Below are 20,173 nucleotides of genomic sequence, written 5' to 3'. Positions count from 1 at the left end.
GTATTGCCCAATAGGGGGATTGGGAGAGATGGGGGGATGGGGAGAGGGGGAGTGGGTGAGAGTAGGAAAGTATTCCTTCTTCCTTTAACATCTGACTAAGTATAGATGACTAAGCATTGATAACTAAGCATTGATAACTAAGCACTTATGACTAAGCACTTATGACTAATGACTACTTCTTTCCCCCCTCCCAAAAAAAGCTATAACTTTTGAGAGGTACACTGTGTACTTATAATTGTTTATGACAGTGAAAGAAAATTTAAGAGGCAGCAAATTATGAAGATCGCACAAACTGCTCTCAGAGAAAAAGTTCACCACTTAGCTGAGGAAGCATTTCACCGGAAGCTAATTTCTGGCTACGGCGATGGTCAAAACAGCAACGAATATCAGATTGTCTGGAACGGCAAACCCAGACACCTACCTTTAGAACGGGCGAGTACCATATTGAGCAATTTGATCGATCGATCCCACTAACGAGCGATCGGACTAATTAAGGACTTACGCTCATCAACCGGATTTCTACGAGCAATCAGAGGAGGATTAGCGAAGCATCGGATCAGAAACCGGATCGATCACCGCGCGCGCGTGGGCCCTGTAGTTTAAGCTCATTTCTTGACCCCTCCTATCTCCTGTTAGGGGGGGTAAGTTTGTTTTGTCGATCGTCGAAGATCGGTAAACTCCCATATCACCCTTGCTGTGTGCGTTCTAAAGTGGTAAAAGTCTGAGCTTTTTTTGTATCTATATATACCTTTTGGCAGTTTTCGGAAAAAATAAGTTTGTGTTTTAGTGAAATTAAATAAATTAAAAGTAGAGATAATATGGCGAGCAACGAAGTTCAGGGGAAGTTGCTAATTATTGGTGGCGCGGAAGACAAAGAGGGGGACTGCAAAATTCTGCGGGAATTCTTGCGGTGCGCCGGAGGCACTAAAGCCCGCATTGCGATCATGACTGCTGCCACTAGCCTGCCGGGAGAAGTAGGAGATAATTACATCCGAGTGTTTGAGCGACTTGGCGCTGAAGATGTGCGAGTTGTTGACACTCAGAAACCGGAAGATGCCAACAATCGAGATTATTTAGAAGCGATCGAACAAGCCACCGGCATATTCTTTACCGGCGGAGAGCAAGCGCGGATTATTAGCTGCTTGAAAGACACCATACTCGACGCAGCTATGCACAAACGCTTCTCTGAAGGTATTATCATTGGTGGCACCAGTGCCGGCGCGGCGATGATGCCAGACGTGATGATTATTGAAGGAGACTCGGAGACAAATCCCCGCGTTGATGTGGTAGCAATGGGGCCGGGAATGGGTTTCCTTCCAGGAGTTGTCATCGACCAGCATTTCGCCCAGCGAGGTCGTCTGGGACGCTTAGTTTCCGCACTTTTGCTGCAACCTGCCGTGTTGGGATTTGGTATTGACGAAAATACAGCTATTTTAGTCCACGGTGACGAGTTGGAAGTCATTGGCGAAAACTCTGTAACTGTCATCGACTCGTCTGAACAACTCCACGACAATCTGGAGGGACTGTTGAAGGATGAGGCTTTGGCGATTTGCGGGGCCAAGTTGCACATCCTCCCCCACGGATACCGGTTTAACTTGAAAACTCACCAGCCGGTGCTCCATAACGTAGCAATTACAGGAGAGAGAGAAAGGGCGATCGCCTAATTTACTTGCAACTGGCAAACATCTCAAAATTATGTAAGGTGAGCACTGCACACCTTACCCCTTCTACCAAGTAGGATGGTTAAAAACCCAGTTTCTGTATCCAAAAATGGCGTTGCTTAATTGGGGTATGAAATTTGTAGGGGCAATCCCTCCGTGGTTGCCCCACCGCTGACTTAGAATTACTTCATCAGGCAAAATCATACTTGAATTCAGCAGCACCCCAAAAATAATAAAAAGAAGAGGATTTTACCTCTTCTTTTATTGCTGCGGTTTCGGGTTTTTTAAGCACTTTTCTGTTCGCCAAAAATCGACTGCTGCCCTTCTGCGGTCGATATTAAATTCCACCCTTGAGTTCTCAGCTTCTGATATGTTGCCCATCCCTTAGAACCGCCCGGTTCCCGGTAGTCGGATACAGCGAACTGCGGAAAAGCTGTATAAGGCCGCCACCCTTGACGGGCATCGGTGCGTAAGTGCAATATCTTTTCTCCATTACGTCCCAATCTGGGCAACCAACACATTTGTTTTAGCATTTTTAACACTCCAGAGTTTTACAGTAACGGTAATTCGCCAACATCCCACATTAAACTTTTAGAGCCTTAGAGCCACTGCTCGGAATATCTAACGGGTAATAGGGACGAATGAGATTTTCACCAATTACCAATTACTGAGGTAGCAGCAGTCGTTAAAGCTGATGAAAGGTTCTACAAAGTTTGCAAGTCAAAAACTATAAAACAAGTGATGCCAAGACATAAGCAAAAATAATTATTGCTATTCTCTGCTCAAACTTGACTTAACGTCGCGGGAAAACCGAGTTGAATAAAAGATTCATGGTTCTGGTTTCCCTTGCCCTATAATTACAAGCTCATCCTCCCTGTTTCCGCATAAAATGACATCTTTCTACGGTATTATTCCTGTCCGCTAAAAAATGTTTCTTTAGTTACAAATTTTAAATATTCACCACGATTTATCTAGTTATCAAAAGTTAAATTACTTTTCATACAATACTTCGGACAGTTTTTGATAGACAACCGTAGAATAAGGGTTTCAAGGCTCCAAGGCACGTTCGCTACCAACGGAAAATCTAGGGTTTCAGACTACCAACTCAAAGCAGTCCGGACTATTTTTCATAAATAGCACTTAATAATGTTTAGTTACTTTAACTACATTTTTGATTAAAATCAGGTTTCCGGGTGTCTAGGGGCGCACCTTACTCGCTAGGGTTCGCACTACTAAATCCTCCGGGTGCGCCCCCAAGCACCTTACAACATAAGACTTACAGGTTTAACTCTTAAGAACGATGGCGACAGATTTGCAAAATTGTAAAAATCAATACTAATCACACTTATAAATGCGATCGAACTAATGCCAGTTAATGAATATCCGGGCGATTATAGCTGGGGCTACAAAGTCCGCGATTTCTTTGCTGTAGAGTCCAGCTACGGTGAAACCGCAGATTTGAAGCAATTGATTGACGAGTGCCACGGACGGGGCATTCGGGTGATTCTGGACGGGATTTACAACCACTGCGATGAAGATTGTCCCTTATTGCTAGTCGATCGCAATTATTGGTACTACCGCGACAAACACTATCCCGAATATCCGGCTAACTACTGGATCCCGGAGTTTAACTACGAAAATTTCGACCCAAAACTCGGCATTCGTCTCGCTTGGAAATTCATCGGCGATGTTGTTAATTTCTGGAGTGCAAGAATATCATATCGAAATTTCTTACACTGGATAACTCATGAAGCGAAAAAAACCGCCGGCGACAAGCCATTCTAGAACATAGCAGAACACATTCCCGAAATTCCCGAACTCATCGCTTCGGCAAACTCCCAACCAGCCGCATAAACTGCAATGGTATTTGTTGAAAAATCCGCCCAATCATGAGTTGTTGCAATACTACAAACACGTGATTCGGCTGCGGCAAGATTTGCCTGCACTTTATACCGAAAATATTGAATTCATCCACGAAAATCCAGAAGCCAAAGTGCTGGTTTATTACCGCTGGAGCGATGAGGGAACGCGGGCAGTAGTTGTGGCTAATTTTTCGGATACTTATCTATCTGGTAACAGCATTCCTAACTTTCCGGCGGCAGGAAGTTGGCACGAGTGGATGTCTAACAAAATAGTAGAAGTTGGGGAAGAAGGGTTTAAGTTTGATTTGTCGGAATGGTCAGCGCAAGTATTTGTTTGAGAGCCGGAGAATTATGTCTCCAGGCAGATGATCGGCGCAGTTGTACAACAGTAAATTGTATTTAGGACGGGCGCACCAAGCTCAACAAACCGGGTTTTTCTACCTAGGTGGATGGCTGTAACGATACTTTTTTGTAAAAAAACTCGGTTTCTGCATCCAAGAGTGCGATCGTAATTCCTGGTATTGAGAATAACAATTACAGGGTGACGTGCCAATCGCGAATTAACAGGTCAATAAACACAAACTTTGTCGGAGGAAAAACTCTATGGGCTGGTTAAAAAGATTGTTTGGTTTAGAAAAAAAAGAAAATCAAGAAACTGTTGACGCTCCTGCTTACCAAGCACCTGTAGCTCAAGCTCAAGCTCAAGCTCAACCTGCTGCGAGCGCTCAGACAATCCCGCCGGAACGCATGGGCTTGAACGGAGAATACGATCAAAGCGGTTTAGCTAAACGGGTAGCTCAGGCTTTCGATGCAAATCCCGATGTTGCGGATATTGAGACTGTTTATGTGGCTCAACTTGGCTCTACTGTGGTTCTCAAAGGTACAGTTCCCAGTCAGGAAATTGTCAACAAATTGGTGACAATTGCTAAAGGCGTTAAGGGTGCAACTGGGGTGGAAACTAATCAAGTTACTGTCGGCTAAAGCGACTTTATTTCTAACAGTTAGCAGTTGACTGTTAGCAGTAGTTAAGTTTACTGTAACTGTTAACTGCTGCTAACAGTATTTTTTATCTATCATGGTGTCAATAAAAAATATGACAGGGGAAACCTTAGAACCTACTCGTGGTAAATTAGAACGGACTCTTTCGCAGGGAATTCAAGCTTTGTACCGCTCTCAACTCGGACACCCAACGAGTCAGGCGCTGTGCAATCTTTTGGATAACAAATTGATAATTGTTGTCGAAAATGGGCTTACTCAACCCGAAAAACTGCTGGCTCAGAACGGTCAGCAAGATTTGGCCTTGCAGGTACGGACAGAATTAGAATCACTTCTGGAATTGCCACTGAAAGAATTAATCCAAAAGGTTTTGGGCGTGGGAGTCACTGATTTGCTCCGCGATGCGACCTTGGAGACAGGCCGCACTGGAACGATCGCAATTTTGGACTCTGCACCTCAAGTTCGTGATTCTAACTATAAATCTAAAACTCAACCAAAAGCATTGGAGAGTTGAGGTGCTGGCGCATAACTCTTTCTAAATCTTTGATGTTAAAAGGTTTGGAAAGGTATTCCACGCAGCCTGCTTGAAGAATTCGAGCACGGTCTTCTGGTTTTGCTAGTGCTGTGACAGCAACAATCGGAATATGTCTGATCTCGGGGTTTTGTTGGGCGCGCTTTACTACTTCCATACCGTCTATATCCGGCAGGCAAATGTCGAGTACGATTAGGTCGGGCTGTCGATCGACTGCTGCGGAAAGAGCTGCGTACCCGTCCACTGCTCCCACACACTCGCACCCGAATAAATCGAGTATTTGTGTCAGCAGCTCTAAGTTGTCAGGATTGTCGTCTACCGCCAACACTAAAGGACGCTTTTCAACCGGGGGTTGACCGCTAATGAGAGACGAGGATTCCAATTTATTGTTCCAATTAGGGTAGTTCATAAATGCCGATCGCAACGATCAAAAAATTTGTTACCGAGGCATTCTTCAAGTGGCGCTGCGGCACTTGACACAGATTGGCTCGTATTTGTAGCTCTCCCATGACCAGTTTTTGGTCTAACCCGATACAATATCGCTACAAGCTGCGGGCAAAACGACCGCAGTTGATTCATTCCATAGCATCTGCTTAATTCTACCTCTCCCAGCGCCAATTACCAACTGAGGCTCTCTTGGTGCGTCAGCCATGGTAAAAATACGCAATAAATACGAAAACTCTTACCAATAAAGCATTCTCGCTTAATAGCATTGAAGAGTGGCGACAGCTTCTTCGGATATTAACCACATTAAACATGGGTTTCCCTACCTGGATCTACCTAAAGGAATATTCTAACCGTTACTTTATTTGAATAACTTACACCTGCTGAGAGATACTTGATTACTCTACTTTAGACTTCAATGTTTTTAAGTAGTAATAATCACAATTTAAGCCAGTAAAAAAAATCATTTTTTACCTGAGCTTTACCGGATATTAACCTAGGAGGTTTTAATGACAATTCCAATCAGAGACGACCTGACTTACATTTTGCTCAAAAAGATTGGCAGTGGCAACGGCAGGGGAGAGTCAGAAATTAGGAACGCAGCGGAAGAATATGTGGGTCACACGGTGGCGGAAGCGGAATTGCTCGGTCATTTAGACTACCTCAACCAAAGGGAATTTATCAAAGCTCAGTTTAGTGGCGAGCCTTATGGAGGAACTGAGTTATTGCCGCCTTTAGTGGCATTTCAACAAGCTGAGTTAACAGAAAAAGGCCGCAAACTGTTACACAAAATGGAGACTAATCCTCCGACCTCGCTCCACCAGGAAGGATCGGCAGTTCCTATCGCTTCAAAGGATATGCCGTTTTTGGAAAAAGTGATGGTAAAAGGTCACTTGGAGGATATTTTTGATGCCCGCGACATTACCGAAGTAGTGTACCGGATCATGCGCGATGTGATGACAAAAGAAGCCATCGAGCACGTGGAATCTGAATTGCACACAGAAGTTTTGCCTACGGATGACAAAACCCTGCAACAAGAAATAGCAGACCTCTGGAAAGATACCAATCCGCTGGTGGGATTGCTCAGCCGGATACGTCAGCCTTTGACCGGCCCGCCTGCACCTTTGGGGATCGATGGCAATTTGTTTGCACGGAGGGTGGAACTAGAAGGCGCACTTCCTTCGGGAGTAAAACCGGAAACTGCGATCGCGGCTGTATTTTCGGCAACAAAGGATGAGCTGTCCCAGGAGCGAATTCAGGAAATAGCTGGCTTTTTGCCGGACAGAATTCGGGAAATTTGGGACGCGGCTTAATGAGGCCTTTTAAAGTATAAATACTTACTAGCCGGTTTGAGCAATCAGTATTCTCCCTCCAGAGGGCAGAATACTGGTTGCTCAAATCGGTTTCTCTATACTTTTTGTGTTGTAGCTCTGCAATTGCTTTGTAGTGAGGACTTGAGTCCTGATTCAACTCGATCGAACTTTCGTCCTCACTAATTGTCCGATCGCTCTTGCCTTGCCTTGTAAGTGCTGTGAAAAACCCGGTTTATCACCCGAATTTGTCTAAAAACCAGAAATATCCCCAGAAACCGAGTTTCGCGCTCTGGGGTAGGGTCAAGCCCCTAGACGGCGCGAAAGTATTGTATTGTATAATACAGGGCAAGTTAAGACTGTGGCTCGCAAAAATGCTGTCAACAGCCCGGGAGATCAAAAGGCATGACTCGCACCAAAGTTACACAAATGTCACGATCGACTTTAGAACAAGAGATTTTACTCAATCGAATTACCAATCGCATCCGCAACTCTTTAGAACTGCAAGAGATTTTGACGACAACTGCGCGAGAAATCCGCAGCTTTTTAGAGAGCGATCGAGTAAAAGTTTATCGCTTTGAGGCCGACGGTAGCGGTGAGGTAATTGCTGAGTCCATCAACGGCGACAATTTGCCATCTATGCTGGGTTTGCGCTTTCCACCAGGCGACATTCCCCATAGTGCTCGGGAAATGTTTCTCAAAGCGCGGCAGCGAGTGATTGTAGATGTGGAATTGAAGCATCAAACAATTAATCGGTTAGATTGTCCCGACACCGGCCAAACTTTAGCAGTTGAAGATATTAGCTATCGTCCTGTAGACCCCTGTCACGCTGAATATCTGAAGGCTATGGGGGCACGTTCTTCTCTGACGGTGCCGATTTTGCATCAAAATCACCTTTGGGGACTGTTGGTGTCTCACCATAGCCAACCGAAACGGTTTAGCGATCGAGAATTGAAAATGGTGCAGTTGCTTGTGGATCAACTTTCAATTGCGATCGCCCAATCTTTTCTGCTGAGTCAAGCCCGACAGCAAGCGCGTGACGAAGCCGTTATCAACCAAATTACCAGTTTGCTGCATTCTCCTCTGGAACTCAACGAAATTCGGAAAGCAGTTCTCGAACAAACTGTCAAGCATTTGCGTGGTTCAGGAGGGCGACTCTACATTGCAGCCGAGTTTGGCGATCGACCCGCTTTGCTTTATACCTGTGGCCAGCAGCCCGCGGACATCGACCTGGAACTCAGCCCATTTTGGCAGCAGATTATGGGGAGGGCAAACCAAGACGATCGATCGCAAACTGCTAACCATACAAGCCAATTAGGTATTTTTGAAAATCTCTATTCCCAGCATTACAGCTCAATTGACACCAATATTTCCAGTTTTCTCGTACCGCACTTGTACGCGATTTCCGATATTTCTAAAGAACCTCAACTCAAATCTGTATCTGCCAATTTAGTCGCAGCTTCCATTCGATCATTTTTGGCAGTACCGCTGCAATATCGCCAACAGTGCATCGGCTGTCTCACCGTTTTTCGCAGCCCTATACAAACCGAAATTTTGTGGGCGGGCCGTTGCAGTTCGGACGCCCGGAACGATCGTCCCCGACAATCCTTTGCAGCTTGGAAAGAAATCAAAACAGGCGAAGCTCAAAAGTGGACTAGCGAAGAACAGAAGCTAGCACAATCTTTAGGAACTCACCTGTACATGGCTGTAATGCAGAGGCGCGTCGAGGCGATGATCCGACATCAAGCTTCTCACGACCCATTAACGGGTTTACCTAATAGATTACTGTTTAATGAAAGGCTGTCTTTGGCTTTAGCTAGCGCTCACCAAAATGGAGAAATGCTGGCGGTAATCTTTCTAGATTTAGATAGATTTAAAAATGTTAACGATACTCTCGGTCATCCAGTGGGCGATTTGTTGCTGCAAAGTGTATCTCGGCGTTTGACTAACTGTTTGCGCGTGGGGGATTCGATGGCTCGTTGGGGCGGAGATGAATTTACTGTGCTGCTGTACAATATCAACACCCCAGAGGAAGCAACTAAGATTTGCCAGCTAATTATCCAGAGTTTAAGCACTCCTTTTGATTTTGAGGGTTTGGAACTTTATATTAAGGCTAGCTTGGGAATTGCTTTGGCTCCTTACGACGGAGAAGATGCAGAAACTTTGCTGAAAAATGCTGATGCGGCGATGTACAAAGCTAAACAGAAAGGTCGCAATAATTATCAGTTTTACACGCAGGCGATCGGCAGTAAAGTATCCGAGGATCTTAACTTAGAAAATCATCTGTACAAAGCTCTAAAAAATTCAGAATTTGTCCTGTACTATCAACCGCAAATAAATTTAAATACTGGCAAAATAGTGGGCATGGAAGCTCTGATTCGCTGGCAGCATCCCGAACGCGGTTTGATTCCTCCCGATCGATTTATTCCCTTAGCTGAGGAAACAGGATTAATCTGCCAAATTGACGAATGGGTGATGCGGACTGCTTGCTTGCAAAATCGAGCGTGGCAGTTACTGGGATTGCCGCCGATGCGGATAGCAGTGAATTTATCAGCCCGCCAGTTTCTGCAACCTCACACGGTACAAACCATCGCTGAAATTTTATCAGAAACCAAGTTAAATCCCGAATATTTAGAAATAGAAATTACCGAGAGCATTGCCATGACAGATGTGAGCTTTACGGTGTCGGTATTGCAGCAGTTGCAGGACATGGGAATTAACATTTCTCTGGACGATTTTGGCACCGGTTATTCTTCGCTGTGGTCTCTGAAAAACTTTCCCCTCAATAATTTAAAAATAGACAAATCTTTCGTGGCCGATTTGGTGACTGGCAGCAGCGGTGCTACTATTGTGAAACTGGCGATCGCCTTGGGACAGGGCCTGAATTTACAGGTGATTGCTGAGGGAGTGGAAACAGCAGAACAGTTGGCGTTTTTGCGATCGCATAAGTGCGATATGGGTCAGGGTTACTTCTTTAGCAAACCAATACCGGCGGCGGCCATCACCCAATTGTGCTTAGAAAATCAATCGGGGAACAAACAAAAGCTTCTCTTTTGAGCGATATCTGATAGGGACAAACGCTTTCGCCGTTTCCGGCGCGGGGAGTAGGGCACGGCGCCATGCCCATAGGTGTCAACTTAGCGTTAAACCCGCACTCCGGCAGTCCGGCAGGGGTTGAAACCCCTGCCTCAAAGCCGAAGTCCTCTGAAGAGGACTGAAAAACTCATTAGTCCTCTTCAGAGGACTTCAGCTATTAGACAGGGACTTCAGTCCCTGGCGGACTGCCGGGTGGGAGGACTGGCGGACTGATAGATTAAGTTGACACGACGAAAGGCAGTGCCCTTTCCTACATAATGATTATTTTGGGCTAGGGAAACGGCGAAAGCCTTTGTCCTCCGTTGCCTTACTGCCAAACAAACACTTTTGCTTCGTATTCCGGCAAGTCAATCATAATATTGTCATCGCCAGATTCAACATCATAATTCCCAGTCCATTCGTGCCAAGTTCCGTTTGCCGGAAAGTGGGGAACGCTGTAACCTGCTAGATAATTTTCCGACATATTCGCCACTACTACAACTCTCGAACCTTCATCGTTCCAGCGAGTGTAAGCAAAAACTTTCGAGTCGGGATCTTCGTGGAAAAACTCGATGTTTTCTGTGTAAAGTGCTTGGTTATTTTTACGCAGGTGAATCAAGCCTTTGTAGTATTCCCACAAACCTTTATTCAGGTCATTTCCTAGCAGCGTCCAGTCAATTTTAGATTGCTCAATAGTTTTGCCTTTGTATTCGCCAAATTCTTCGCCCATCCAAATCAGCGGCACGCCAACTGCTGTCATTAACAGCACGGTTCCCAACTTTGCCCGCTTGAAGGCGGCTTCATCCAAAATTCCCCGATCGCCAAATTCGGCAAAAATGCGATCGTGATCGTGATTACTCAAATAATTGACTACATTCGTAGCACCCAAGTAACCTTGCCGCTTGCAGTCGATTACCTCTTTGAGGCGTTCTAAATCAAAATTGTCCCCGCACAGTTGTGGAATTATCGAGTGATAGAAACTGTCGTGCCAGCAGCCGTCCATCGGCCCCTCTAGATTAGTGATGCTGGGATCGTCGGGAATGTATTCGGCAACGGTATAAAACGGTTTGGGGCCGGCGACATTTTTGGCTTCTTGAACTACCCAGTGCATGAAATCGTAGTTAGCTATTTGTCGCGCCGCGTCGAAACGAATGCCGTCGAGATGATATTCTTGAACCCAATAGCGGACTGTATCGCCAGCAAATCTGCGCGCCGGGAAAGTTCCTAAATTTTCGTCGTAAAATTCGTAGTTAAATTCCGGGCCCCAATTGTTATCTGGATCGCGGGGTTCGTGGTGATACCAATAATCGTGATCGATTTGAGTGAGGGGGCTCGATGATTCCGAGTGGTTGTAAATACCGTCGATGATGACGCGAATCCCCCGCCCGTGACACTCGTCTATCAGGTTTTTGAGTTCTTCTGTGGTTCCGTAGCTGGACTCGGTAGCGAAGAAGTAGCGAGGGTTGTAGCCCCAACTGTAGTCGCCTGGGTATTCTTTGAGGGGCATGAGTTCGATCGCGTTGACGCCGAGTTCGACTAGGTAATCGAGTTTTTCGACGACGTGCTTGTACTTGCCGCGGGCTAGGGGATCGTCTTCGCCACCGGAAAAGTCGGCAACGTGCATTTCGTAAATCACTAATTCCCGATCGGCTGGTAGCGGTTTGTCATCGTGTTTCCAGACGTAGGTATCGACAATGCGCGAGCCATCTTTGATCCGAACAATGCCGTTTTGAGTAGGATCGTCGATATCAGTCGCGTAGGGATCGACCACATCTACCCACTGATCGGGTTCCAGAAACCAGCTTTTCGACTGAACGCGGAATTTGTATTGATAAACGCCATCCTCCAACTCAACTCGCGTGCGAAAAAAACCTTCTTCGTCCTTTTCCATCGGAATATCTTCCCAATTAGAAAAAGAGCCAATCACGGCAGCTCCTTTGTTGTAGGGAGCAAATAACTTGAATTCAATTGGGGCAGCCATAATACCTCTTTCTAAAATTTTTCAGTAGCAGTTGATACTTTTAATTTTACAAATTTAAGCGAACTCAGCATCACTCTACGGATATAATTTATTTAAGGCTTAACTCTTCCTAAAAGTATCGTAATCTAGTCTCTGTCTCTGCCTTTTATGAAGTGAAATCGCGCAGTATTGGCAGTGCGATCGAAATTTATCTCACTGGCGATCGCTCAACAATAAGTATTAGTAATATCATAGTTTTTTAGCATCTATCTTAAGGTATATTTACTTTTTAAAATTTTGAAAAAAATATCTGTACTGGGATAGATGCGGATTTAAACTCGATCTTTTTTTTAACAAGAAACAATTGCTCGGCTGGTACACACTGCCTGCCCTAATTTTTTGATAACAATTAGTCATTCGGTGTGCACTGCACACCCTTAATCAGTGACCGAAAGCCTCCAGGATACCCGCCCCGTGATTCATTCCAAAAGCAGACTCAGGACCCAGAAATAAAAAACGTGTATCCGATAAAGGAACCCCCGAATTTATCTCGCGCAAGTCAATGCTTCAATTCTTTAATCTAAAATCTAAAATCTCAAATCGATTGGCCGTAAGGTGCGCCCAGCGCACCCTACTTTTAACTTGATTTTGCCTGACGATCGGGCTTCATCCAACCAAGCCAGAACGCAGGGCGAGAACGGCTGCCTGAGTGCGGTCATCAGCGCACAACTTGTTCAAAATATTGCGGACGTGAGTCTTGACTGTACCGACGGTAATATAAAGCTTTTCGGCGATTGCAGCATTGCTGTAACCCTGTACGATTAGTTCCAAAACTTCTAATTCCCGCTCGGTTAAAGGGTAAGTCTCAATGATGTGACTAAACTCTGGTTCGGCAGCCTTAATGGTGACTCTTTTGCCCTCAGCCTTCGGTTCTTCCGGCGCGGGTTCCTGAGTGCGAGCTTGTTTGAGGACGATACGGGCGATCGCCGGATCGATCCAAGAGTTACCTTCGTGAGTTACTTTTACTACATCTAATAACTGATCGAAGCTAATATCTTTCATGCAGTAAGAATCAGCTCCGGCGGCAAAAGCTGCCAGAACTTCTTCTTCATTGTCCTGAAAAGTCAGAATCAAAATTTTTGTATCAGGATCGGACTCCGCTACCGATTTCTTGAACTTTTGTGTAAGTTCAATGCCATCAAAATCCGGCAACCCAATGTCTACAATTGCCACGTCAGGTTTTGAAGACTGAAGCAGTTTCAATCCCTCTGTAGCGTTAGCTGCATCGCCGACAACTTCTATTGTGTCACGCTGTTGTAAAGCTGTGCGGATGCCAACTCTTGTCAGGTCATGGTCTTCTACCAAAGCAACGCGAATTTTACTCATCTTTCTTCCAATAGTCCGCTAAAGTTTTAAAATATCATCAACTGACTCAGCTAAACTGAGTAAATTTGAGAATGTGTCCTGATTTAGGGTTTTACAGGTAGCACATCATTTTAAAGCATACTCATGCAGCCGCCAAGAATGCAAGTTAATTTTTAAGTTATTTTGCGATGCCTGCAGGAACCCGATCGGGACAGGTAAGCTCTCAATGTTTTAACAGTTTAACTGAATTATCTCATTGTCCGCCCGTTGATAGAGGTAAAGATACCACTACCCGGATAAATTTAAAGTATAAAAAATTTTGATGCACTTGGGTTCTCAAAATCAATAAAGCTAGCAGCACGAGTCTTTAGCCGGTGTTAGGGCTCTAGTCCAATGCTTATTTATATAACCTGTTATGACTCAGTATCACGGCAATAAGTCTTTTCCCTCGGAGTTTTCCGACTCGGAAATCTTACACAAAGTATCTGAAATAACATCCCCCCAACCGCAAGTTGGCGACTGCGAAACTCAGGACGATCGCCTGTGGTCGGCAATTCCTCACATAGTTTGGAAAACAAAGGCCGACGGCTGGGCGACTTATTTCTGTCAGCGCTGGGAGGAGTACACAGGCGTACCAGCATCAGCAGCTTTGGGTTTCGGCTATCTGGCGCGCGTCCACCCAGAAGACCGCCCTCGTCTATTGGCGAGATCGCACAGTTCTAAGTTCCCGCCGCCAAGCTACGAAATTATATTTCGTCTGCAGACGCGAGAGGGCACTTACCGCTGGAACGTGGCAAAAGGAGAGCCTGCTAACCCCGACAGTCAGGAAGTTTTGGAGTGGGTGGGAACCTACACAGATATGGAGCCGATCGAACAAACTCAAGCCGATCCCCAAGCAAAACGAGAATTTTGGCCGCATCAAGCGCGATCGGAAGCTAATTTCCAAGTAGAAAAATTGTGCGAAGCCCGGACGGTAATAAAGGCTGGGCAGGATTTACAGGTGATAGAGCAGTTTACAAATATATTGAGCCAGCGGGCGGGTAGCTTGTGCCAGTTGTTGCAAGGCATTGCGGATGCGACTGTAGAGGCGATCGCAGGAGCGGAATTTTGCCTAGTTGCTCTCCTGGAGTCCGATTGCAGCGGCCTCAAACTCAGCGCTGTCGGAGGGACAGAAAACTTTGGTGGGGGCAAAACTCCGCACGTGCAAAACAAGCTGCTGTGGAAAGCATTTGCGACGGGAGAGTCTGTACTGTGGCGCTCGGAGTGCCGCAAAGGCTTGCTGCCGGCGGCGGCTTGTGCAGCGGCGATCGAGTCGGGGCAAAGCGGGCGTTTGGGTGTGCTCGCCATCGGCAACGGGAAAGACAGCACGGCGATGGACGGGCATACTCAGCAACTGCTGGCGGTGATGGGAAAACAAGCGGCGATGGCCATTAATAACGCACTGGCGATCGAAAAATTAAAAAAGCAGGAACAGCTTTTAGACTTGCAAAACGAGCTGCTAATTCGCCAGCAGGAAGAACTGGAAAATCAGGGGCGACGCATTCAACAGCAAAAATTGGAACTGCTAGAAGCAGCCAAGTTAAAATCGCAATTTTTGGGCATCATGTCCCACGAATTGCGAACTCCCATGAATTCGATTATCGGCTTTTCCCAATTGCTGCTGCGCCAGCACAAACAAATGCTGACCGCCCAGCAAACAGAAATGGTGGGGCGCATTTTACATAACGGCAAAAACCTGCTACTGCTGATTAACGATATCCTCGACCTCTCCAAAATCGAGAGTGGCCGCACAGAATTAAAAATTGAAAAATTTGATTTAGCGCATTTAGTAATGGATGTCGCCTTGGAATTCGGAAATCAAGCCACCGATAAGAATGTGGCATTGTCCGTCAGCGTGTGCTTGCAGCATCAGTTTATAGTTAATGACAAGTTGCGCCTGCGGCAAATTTTGGTCAATCTCGTTTCCAACGCGGTTAAATTCACACATGAGGGCAGCATCTATATTGAGGTGCGGGAATTAAATCGCGATCGGCTAATTATCACCGTTCGGGATACAGGAATCGGCATCTGTGAAAAGGCTCTTCCCCACATTTTCGACAAGTTCCACCAAGGCGACCAAACCACAACTCGCCAATATCCAGGCACTGGTTTAGGACTAGCTATTTGTGCCTCTTTAGTCAAGATGATCGACGGCACAATTACTGCTGAAAGTCAACCAAAAAAAGGTTCGATATTTCGGATGGAATTTCCGCGAAAAGTTTATCCTAAAAAACTTACTTCCTGACTAAGGATCGCGAATTAAATAACTTACAATTTTAATTGTTATTGTGGGATGGGCGTCCCGCCCGTCCCACAAACTTGTGGAAGTTATTTAATTCTCATTCCTTAGTGCTTTAAATGCACAACAGCTTAATAGACGAAAAAATAAATAGGACTAAGAGCAAAAAAAGGTGTTACCTACTAATTATAGCGGTAGGGTGCGCCGAGACGCACCCTACATATAGAGGTTTTGGGTAATTCCTTTATTCTTGAGTCCCTCTCTGCTAGGAGGAGAGTTTGTGTAGGATAGGTTGCAACAGCAGACTCTTATCTAAAGACTAGAAGTTTTCCCTACTTCTGCCTGAGTAGCAATTGGTTTAACATCGGTGTAGCCCATATTATTAGCTACGTCGCGCAGCACCGAAATTTGCTGTTCAAAATCAAGACCTTCAATTTGACCCAACACGCCATTGACAGCCTCAGTTGCCTCATATCCGTCGGGGATATCGACAATTGTTTCACCCATACCAATCGCCCAAGCATACCAAACCACCAACTGATTGTTAGCAGTTAAAGCTCCGTAAGCGTGAGAATAGGGCGTGTCGTCGCGGTTGACAATACCTCGCATGATATTCAGTTGTTGATCGGCCGAAAGCTTGTAAAAATCATCCAGCAGCATGGGAGCTAATTCTGGTTCGGCGGCGGCGGGAGCGGCTGGTGTAATTGAATCTCCCATTTTTTCATAAACAAAGTAGAGCAGCGCCAGCTTTTCATCTGTACCCAACCCGTTGATTGTCTGAACGATGTTTTGAGTGTCGTTGGAGAGAGAGTGAGGATTGGTGGCGGCGGGTGAGTTCATAAACAAAATTCCTTAAAAATGCTTTCAGAATATATAAATATCAACATTTGTAAGTGCCAGTCACCATCCCGAAGAGGTAATACGATTTGAGGTTTTAAATTTTAGATTTTAGATGAAAGAATTGAGAATGACAGATGAGGTATGGGTTTGAAGCTTGCATATAGTTGGATTAGTTTAGGAAACTCGTGTAATGTTGACCAGCCACATGAGAATAAATCAGCCTTGAGATAGAAGCGCGCGATATATCTACGGGTAGATGAAAAATTAACGAAATAGAATCACAATAAATACAGTAAATTGTTAAATAAAACTAGAAAGGAGTCGGCTATGTCTCAAATCAATACAGAACCAAATAACACTGAAAGCTTTGACGCTCAGCAGATAACTGAAAGCGTGGAAGCTGGAGAACAAAAGTTGCCGACAGTTGATGTATCAGCAGACTACGAAGCTTCAAAAGAATTTAGTGTTAGTGACATCGATCGCACGGGTGCCGGCGCTCAAGCTGCCGCCGCTGCAACTGCACCTAAATTTCCTATTCCCGCTCCTAAAGATATCGCAAAGCCGGCAGATACAAGCGGCAATCCCGCTGATTTTCGTTCGATGGCTCAGGAAATTAAGCCTGCAGGTACACCGGGCGAAGTTACCGACGATTTGATGCAGAAAGCGATCGATCTTGGTACTCCCGGCAGTTAATTTAGAAATTCTCCATCCTCGACGGACAACCTCTGTATTGTAGGGTGCTTATGACGCGCCTTCCCCCTATAATTCGCGCGTCAAACCACTTTTTATATAAGTCCTGCAAGTGACTGTACGATAAGCTGCAATACAGTAGGGACGGAACAAGGTTTTGTCCTTAAAAGCTGCAATAGGGTAGGGACACAACATTTTTGTGTCCTTAAAGCGTTAATTTTAACTCTCCCTAATCGCTTAATTTTAAGTCGATCGCCCGACAGATTTGGCCGACAGTGCGATCGCCCAAAATTTCAATTACTAAATCCACGCGATCGCCCTCCTCAACCATCGACTTAATAAATAACTCGGGATGCAGCGCTTTCCAGAAATATTCGACAAACCGATTAATTTCCGCTTCTGACATTCCCGACTTCCCCGTCGCCATCATTTCCCGTTCCGCCTGATTGCGCCACACTTGAGAAATGCGATAATCTTGGGGATACAAAACCATCAACCGATCTAATCGGTTCCACAGGGGCAGATAGTCGTGCAGCTTCGCATTCATATCGCGCGCAAACTGACAGTCGCTTTCTGTGGAAATCGGAAACGGTGCAGCCGCCAAAAACTCGTTTAATTTGGCATCAACCACCGGATTCACACCGACAAACCAACCTTCAAAAAGTACAATATCCGCACCGGAAATAATTTCGGGTTGACTTCTATCTCCTGCACCTCCATAGGCTGATTTGTCAAACCTGGGAATTTCTATATTTTTAATTATATCCGGTTTGAGGGCATCTGATTTGGGATTGTCAAATGCTGCTAAATTATGAGTTTGAGAACCGCGCAACTTGTCTAAAACTGCGATTCCCAAGTCAATATCGTGAGTGCCGGGGGGGCCGCGCCAAATTAAACGCGGGTCTGCTTTTTGGAGTTGTTGGCGATCGGCATAAGTCTTGTAAAGATCGTCTAAAGAAAGGCTGACAGTAGAATATCCCAATTTTCCCAGAATCAGCCTCAAAACTTGGCATAAAGTAGTTTTTCCCGTTCCTTGCCCTCCTAAAATTCCTTGAATTAAAGGACGGTTTAAACTTTGTTTGGCAGTCGATAATTGCATTGCCAGCGGCAGCCACAGATTCCACAAAGTTTCGAGGAAAACAGTTGACTTTAGGGGGAAAGTATGCAGTTCGTCAAGAAGAGAAAAGAATAAATCGGTTTTGCAGCGGACAACATCGGCTACACTGTCAGGAGTAATCCCAAAAGCGCGCGTTCGCGAAGCCCTCGAAGAGGATCGCACATCATCCGCAAGTTCCCACAAAGCCAGGTGATCGAAGTCGGGAGCGATCGGGCGATCGCCGGCTTGCCATCGATGTAAAATTTCAACAGGGGTTACAGTCGATCGATCCATATCCTAAAAACTCTCGCTAGCGGGGGCTGGTTTTGTCCAATTACTATCTACAACCGACAAATATTTCCCCTCCTTTTAAGAGCCAAGTTTGAAAGCCTCCACAAATAAATTGTAAGTCACGCCAATTTTCAGAGCATAGAGCATATCCACCCAAAAAGAACGGGCTACAGGCCGCGGGCTGCCGTAAACCAGCCAGCTCGCAAACTCAGTCAACAACACCAACAGCCCGGCCGCGATAATATCCCAATCTGCTGATTGTCCGGCGATAGTCGAAATAGCAGTTCCCAAAAAAGTGCCGAAAAGCAGGCTAATTAGCAGTAGCGAAATCCGCCGCCAAGGATTGCTCAGCCAGCCTCGGAATCGCTCGCCCAGAACATCAATCAATCTGTTAATTCGGGTATTCTGCATAAAAAAAGTTATACCATTGGAGATTCGAGATTGGAGATTTGAGATGCGGAATTACTGATGAATATTGGGTTTTGGAGTACGGGCATAGAGTAGCACTTTTTTTTTCAACTGCTATTAAAAGCTATAACGATGAGTCAACAAATGCCCCTCCAGGCTAAATCCAAATTCTTACCGCGGTCAGTATGTCGCCATCTAAAATATAAAATTTAACATCTAAGATGGTATTAAGCGATTGGCGAATTATAGCAGAGAACGGTTAAGTCATTAAGTGTAACTGTATCTTGTGTCACAGCAGCCCCTGGTTTTACATTAAAAATAGTTAAGACTCATTGCGGGTGCAGTCTATCCTTTAAGCCTAAAATTTATGAATCTTAAAATTTACCAGCTCGTAATTGGAGTGTCGATCGTCCTAATTACAGGAATGTTTCTAGGACGTTTTGAAATCACTATCTCCAACGGTTCAAATCAGTCGAGCGATTGGCCCTCACAAGCCACCGCACTCCCCCCCATACCCCCCATTTCTCCAGTTGCGACAGATTCAGCAGACACCGCTAGCGAGCCCAAACCCGACTCAACACCAACCCCCCCAGATCCAGAGGAGGAAGTGCTTTCCTCAATCCCTGTAGATGCTAAAGCCTCCGGCCGTTTGCGCGTCAGCAACCGCAGCGAACACCCAGTGCGAGTGGCCCTGCTGTCGAAACGGCAAGCCAAGGAATCCTACGGCAAACCGGCGCACTGGGATTTTGCGCCGGGGGAAGGTGGCGGCAAGGGACTGATGCTATCGCTGCCGGAGGGAAAGTTACAAGTCAAACGGGGAGACATTTTAGTGGTTTTTGCTCAGGATGGTTCTCGCCGCTACTGGGGGCCTTTCGTCGCCGGGGAGACACCCTCGCCGGCTTGGAACAGCACAGCCGGAGAATGGCAATTAATTTTGCAGCCGTGAACGCTTAGCTGCAGGTGCCGAGATTTTGGTCGAGAAACCCGGTTGATACGGTCTTGTTGAGAATGGTGCGGCTATGTGAGTTTAACCTCACATAGTGGCACCATTCTCGCTTAACAGGCTTTCCGGCCTGTTCCACAAAGAGTGAATTTTCTTGTGGGGAGTAGGGGTTGGGCAGGAGAGCCGAACAGGCTTTTGGGCCTGTTCCACAAAGAGTGAATTTTCTTGTGGGGAGTAGGGGTTGGGCAGGAGAGCCAGCCCCTGAAAGGCTTGTTGAGAATGGTGCAACATCTCTGTTTAACTGATATCTTGCACCATTCTCGCTTAACAGGCTTTCCGGCCTGTTCCACAAAGAGTGAATTTTATTGTGGAACAGGCCGGAAAGCCTGTTCATAAAAGCCTTCTTGAGAATGGTGTAACAT

19 protein-coding genes are annotated in these 20,173 nt (G+C 45.8%); 11 read left to right on the top strand and 8 right to left on the bottom strand.

The features are described 5' to 3' along the window. The first annotated feature begins 276 nt into the window (after positions 1-276). Positions 277-474: a hypothetical protein gene (locus QUA88_RS17810; RefSeq protein WP_333057913.1), complete on the top strand. Its 198-nt coding sequence runs from the start codon at positions 277-279 to the stop codon at positions 472-474. A gap of 344 nt (positions 475-818) precedes the next feature. Further along, positions 819-1,664 carry a cyanophycinase gene (locus QUA88_RS17805; RefSeq protein WP_333232982.1) on the top strand — a complete coding sequence of 282 codons (846 nt, stop codon included), beginning with the start codon at positions 819-821 and terminating at the stop codon, positions 1,662-1,664. Between the two features lie 281 nt (positions 1,665-1,945). Here QUA88_RS17805 and QUA88_RS17800 read toward each other — a convergent pair whose 3' ends face one another. Then, a complete protein-coding gene (locus tag QUA88_RS17800) occupies positions 1,946-2,194 on the bottom strand; it encodes a hypothetical protein (protein WP_333145102.1) in 249 nt (82 codons plus the stop codon). 832 nt (positions 2,195-3,026) lie between these two features. On the opposite strand from QUA88_RS17800, the gene QUA88_RS17795 reads away from it, so the two are divergent. The 4 genes from QUA88_RS17795 (at position 3,027) to QUA88_RS17780 (ending at position 5,033) form a co-directional block, all read left to right on the top strand. Then, positions 3,027-3,446 carry an alpha-amylase family glycosyl hydrolase gene (locus QUA88_RS17795; RefSeq protein ID WP_445243041.1) on the top strand — a complete coding sequence of 140 codons (420 nt, stop codon included), beginning with the start codon at positions 3,027-3,029 and terminating at the stop codon, positions 3,444-3,446. 85 nt (positions 3,447-3,531) lie between these two features. Continuing rightward, positions 3,532-3,861, top strand: a complete 330-nt coding sequence (locus QUA88_RS17790; RefSeq protein WP_333232980.1) for an alpha amylase C-terminal domain-containing protein — start codon at positions 3,532-3,534, stop codon at positions 3,859-3,861. Between the two features lie 265 nt (positions 3,862-4,126). Next, positions 4,127-4,504 (top strand): BON domain-containing protein, encoded by a 378-nt coding sequence (locus QUA88_RS17785; RefSeq protein ID WP_333057018.1) that lies wholly within the window; start codon positions 4,127-4,129, stop codon positions 4,502-4,504. 94 nt (positions 4,505-4,598) lie between these two features. Next, on the top strand, positions 4,599-5,033 hold the full coding sequence (locus tag QUA88_RS17780) for a DUF2294 domain-containing protein (protein WP_333210257.1): 435 nt from the start codon (positions 4,599-4,601) through the stop codon (positions 5,031-5,033). On the opposite strand, the gene QUA88_RS17775 is transcribed toward QUA88_RS17780, so the two are convergent. Continuing rightward, positions 5,002-5,460, bottom strand: coding sequence for a response regulator (locus tag QUA88_RS17775; RefSeq protein ID WP_333057020.1), 459 nt, complete (start codon positions 5,458-5,460; stop codon positions 5,002-5,004). The genes QUA88_RS17780 and QUA88_RS17775 overlap by 32 nt on opposite strands. Before the next feature lie 114 nt (positions 5,461-5,574). Beyond that, positions 5,575-5,703, bottom strand: a complete 129-nt coding sequence (locus tag QUA88_RS17770) for a hypothetical protein (protein WP_333272936.1) — start codon at positions 5,701-5,703, stop codon at positions 5,575-5,577. 301 nt (positions 5,704-6,004) lie between these two features. Between QUA88_RS17770 and QUA88_RS17765 the strand changes: the two genes are divergently transcribed. Both QUA88_RS17765 and QUA88_RS17760 read left to right on the top strand, forming a co-directional pair. Next, on the top strand, positions 6,005-6,808 hold the full coding sequence (locus QUA88_RS17765) for a DUF2267 domain-containing protein (protein ID WP_333210255.1): 804 nt from the start codon (positions 6,005-6,007) through the stop codon (positions 6,806-6,808). Positions 6,809-7,210: 402 nt separating this feature from the next. After that, entirely contained in the window at positions 7,211-9,862 is a 2,652-nt protein-coding gene (locus tag QUA88_RS17760) for an EAL domain-containing protein (RefSeq protein ID WP_333272933.1), read from the top strand. Between the two features lie 346 nt (positions 9,863-10,208). Here the strand turns inward: QUA88_RS17760 and QUA88_RS17755 are convergent, their stop codons facing one another. Together QUA88_RS17755 and QUA88_RS17750 are read right to left on the bottom strand one after the other, a co-directional pair. Beyond that, positions 10,209-11,861, bottom strand: coding sequence for an alpha-amylase family glycosyl hydrolase (locus QUA88_RS17755; protein ID WP_333057023.1), 1,653 nt, complete (start codon positions 11,859-11,861; stop codon positions 10,209-10,211). Between the two features lie 645 nt (positions 11,862-12,506). Continuing rightward, positions 12,507-13,226: a response regulator transcription factor gene (locus QUA88_RS17750; protein ID WP_333057024.1), complete on the bottom strand. Its 720-nt coding sequence runs from the start codon at positions 13,224-13,226 to the stop codon at positions 12,507-12,509. A 394-nt stretch (positions 13,227-13,620) separates the two neighbouring features. Between QUA88_RS17750 and QUA88_RS17745 the strand changes: the two genes are divergently transcribed. After that, the gene (locus QUA88_RS17745) at positions 13,621-15,489 is read left to right on the top strand and encodes a PAS domain-containing sensor histidine kinase (protein ID WP_333057026.1); all 1,869 of its coding nucleotides are present in this window, start codon (positions 13,621-13,623) and stop codon (positions 15,487-15,489) included. Between the two features lie 306 nt (positions 15,490-15,795). On the opposite strand, the gene QUA88_RS17740 is transcribed toward QUA88_RS17745, so the two are convergent. After that, positions 15,796-16,323 (bottom strand): orange carotenoid protein N-terminal domain-containing protein, encoded by a 528-nt coding sequence (locus QUA88_RS17740; protein WP_333057027.1) that lies wholly within the window; start codon positions 16,321-16,323, stop codon positions 15,796-15,798. Positions 16,324-16,650: 327 nt separating this feature from the next. Here QUA88_RS17740 and QUA88_RS17735 point away from each other — a divergent pair, with 327 nt between their 5' ends. Next, positions 16,651-17,016, top strand: a complete 366-nt coding sequence (locus QUA88_RS17735; protein ID WP_333057028.1) for a hypothetical protein — start codon at positions 16,651-16,653, stop codon at positions 17,014-17,016. A gap of 226 nt (positions 17,017-17,242) precedes the next feature. On the opposite strand, the gene QUA88_RS17730 is transcribed toward QUA88_RS17735, so the two are convergent. After that, entirely contained in the window at positions 17,243-18,403 is a 1,161-nt protein-coding gene (locus QUA88_RS17730) for a glycerate kinase (protein WP_333057030.1), read from the bottom strand. A 75-nt stretch (positions 18,404-18,478) separates the two neighbouring features. Further along, a complete protein-coding gene (locus QUA88_RS17725; protein WP_333057032.1) occupies positions 18,479-18,811 on the bottom strand; it encodes a DUF565 domain-containing protein in 333 nt (110 codons plus the stop codon). A 364-nt stretch (positions 18,812-19,175) separates the two neighbouring features. Between QUA88_RS17725 and QUA88_RS17720 the strand changes: the two genes are divergently transcribed. After that, positions 19,176-19,754, top strand: a complete 579-nt coding sequence (locus tag QUA88_RS17720) for a hypothetical protein (protein ID WP_333057033.1) — start codon at positions 19,176-19,178, stop codon at positions 19,752-19,754. Positions 19,755-20,173: the final 419 nt, after the last annotated feature.

The sequence above is a fragment of the Microcoleus sp. D3_18_C2 genome, from assembly GCF_036702395.1.
Lineage (GTDB): Bacteria > Cyanobacteriota > Cyanobacteriia > Cyanobacteriales > Microcoleaceae > Microcoleus.
The sequence above is the reverse complement of the archived record's forward strand: the minus strand, read 5'-3'. Positions and strand labels throughout refer to the sequence as shown.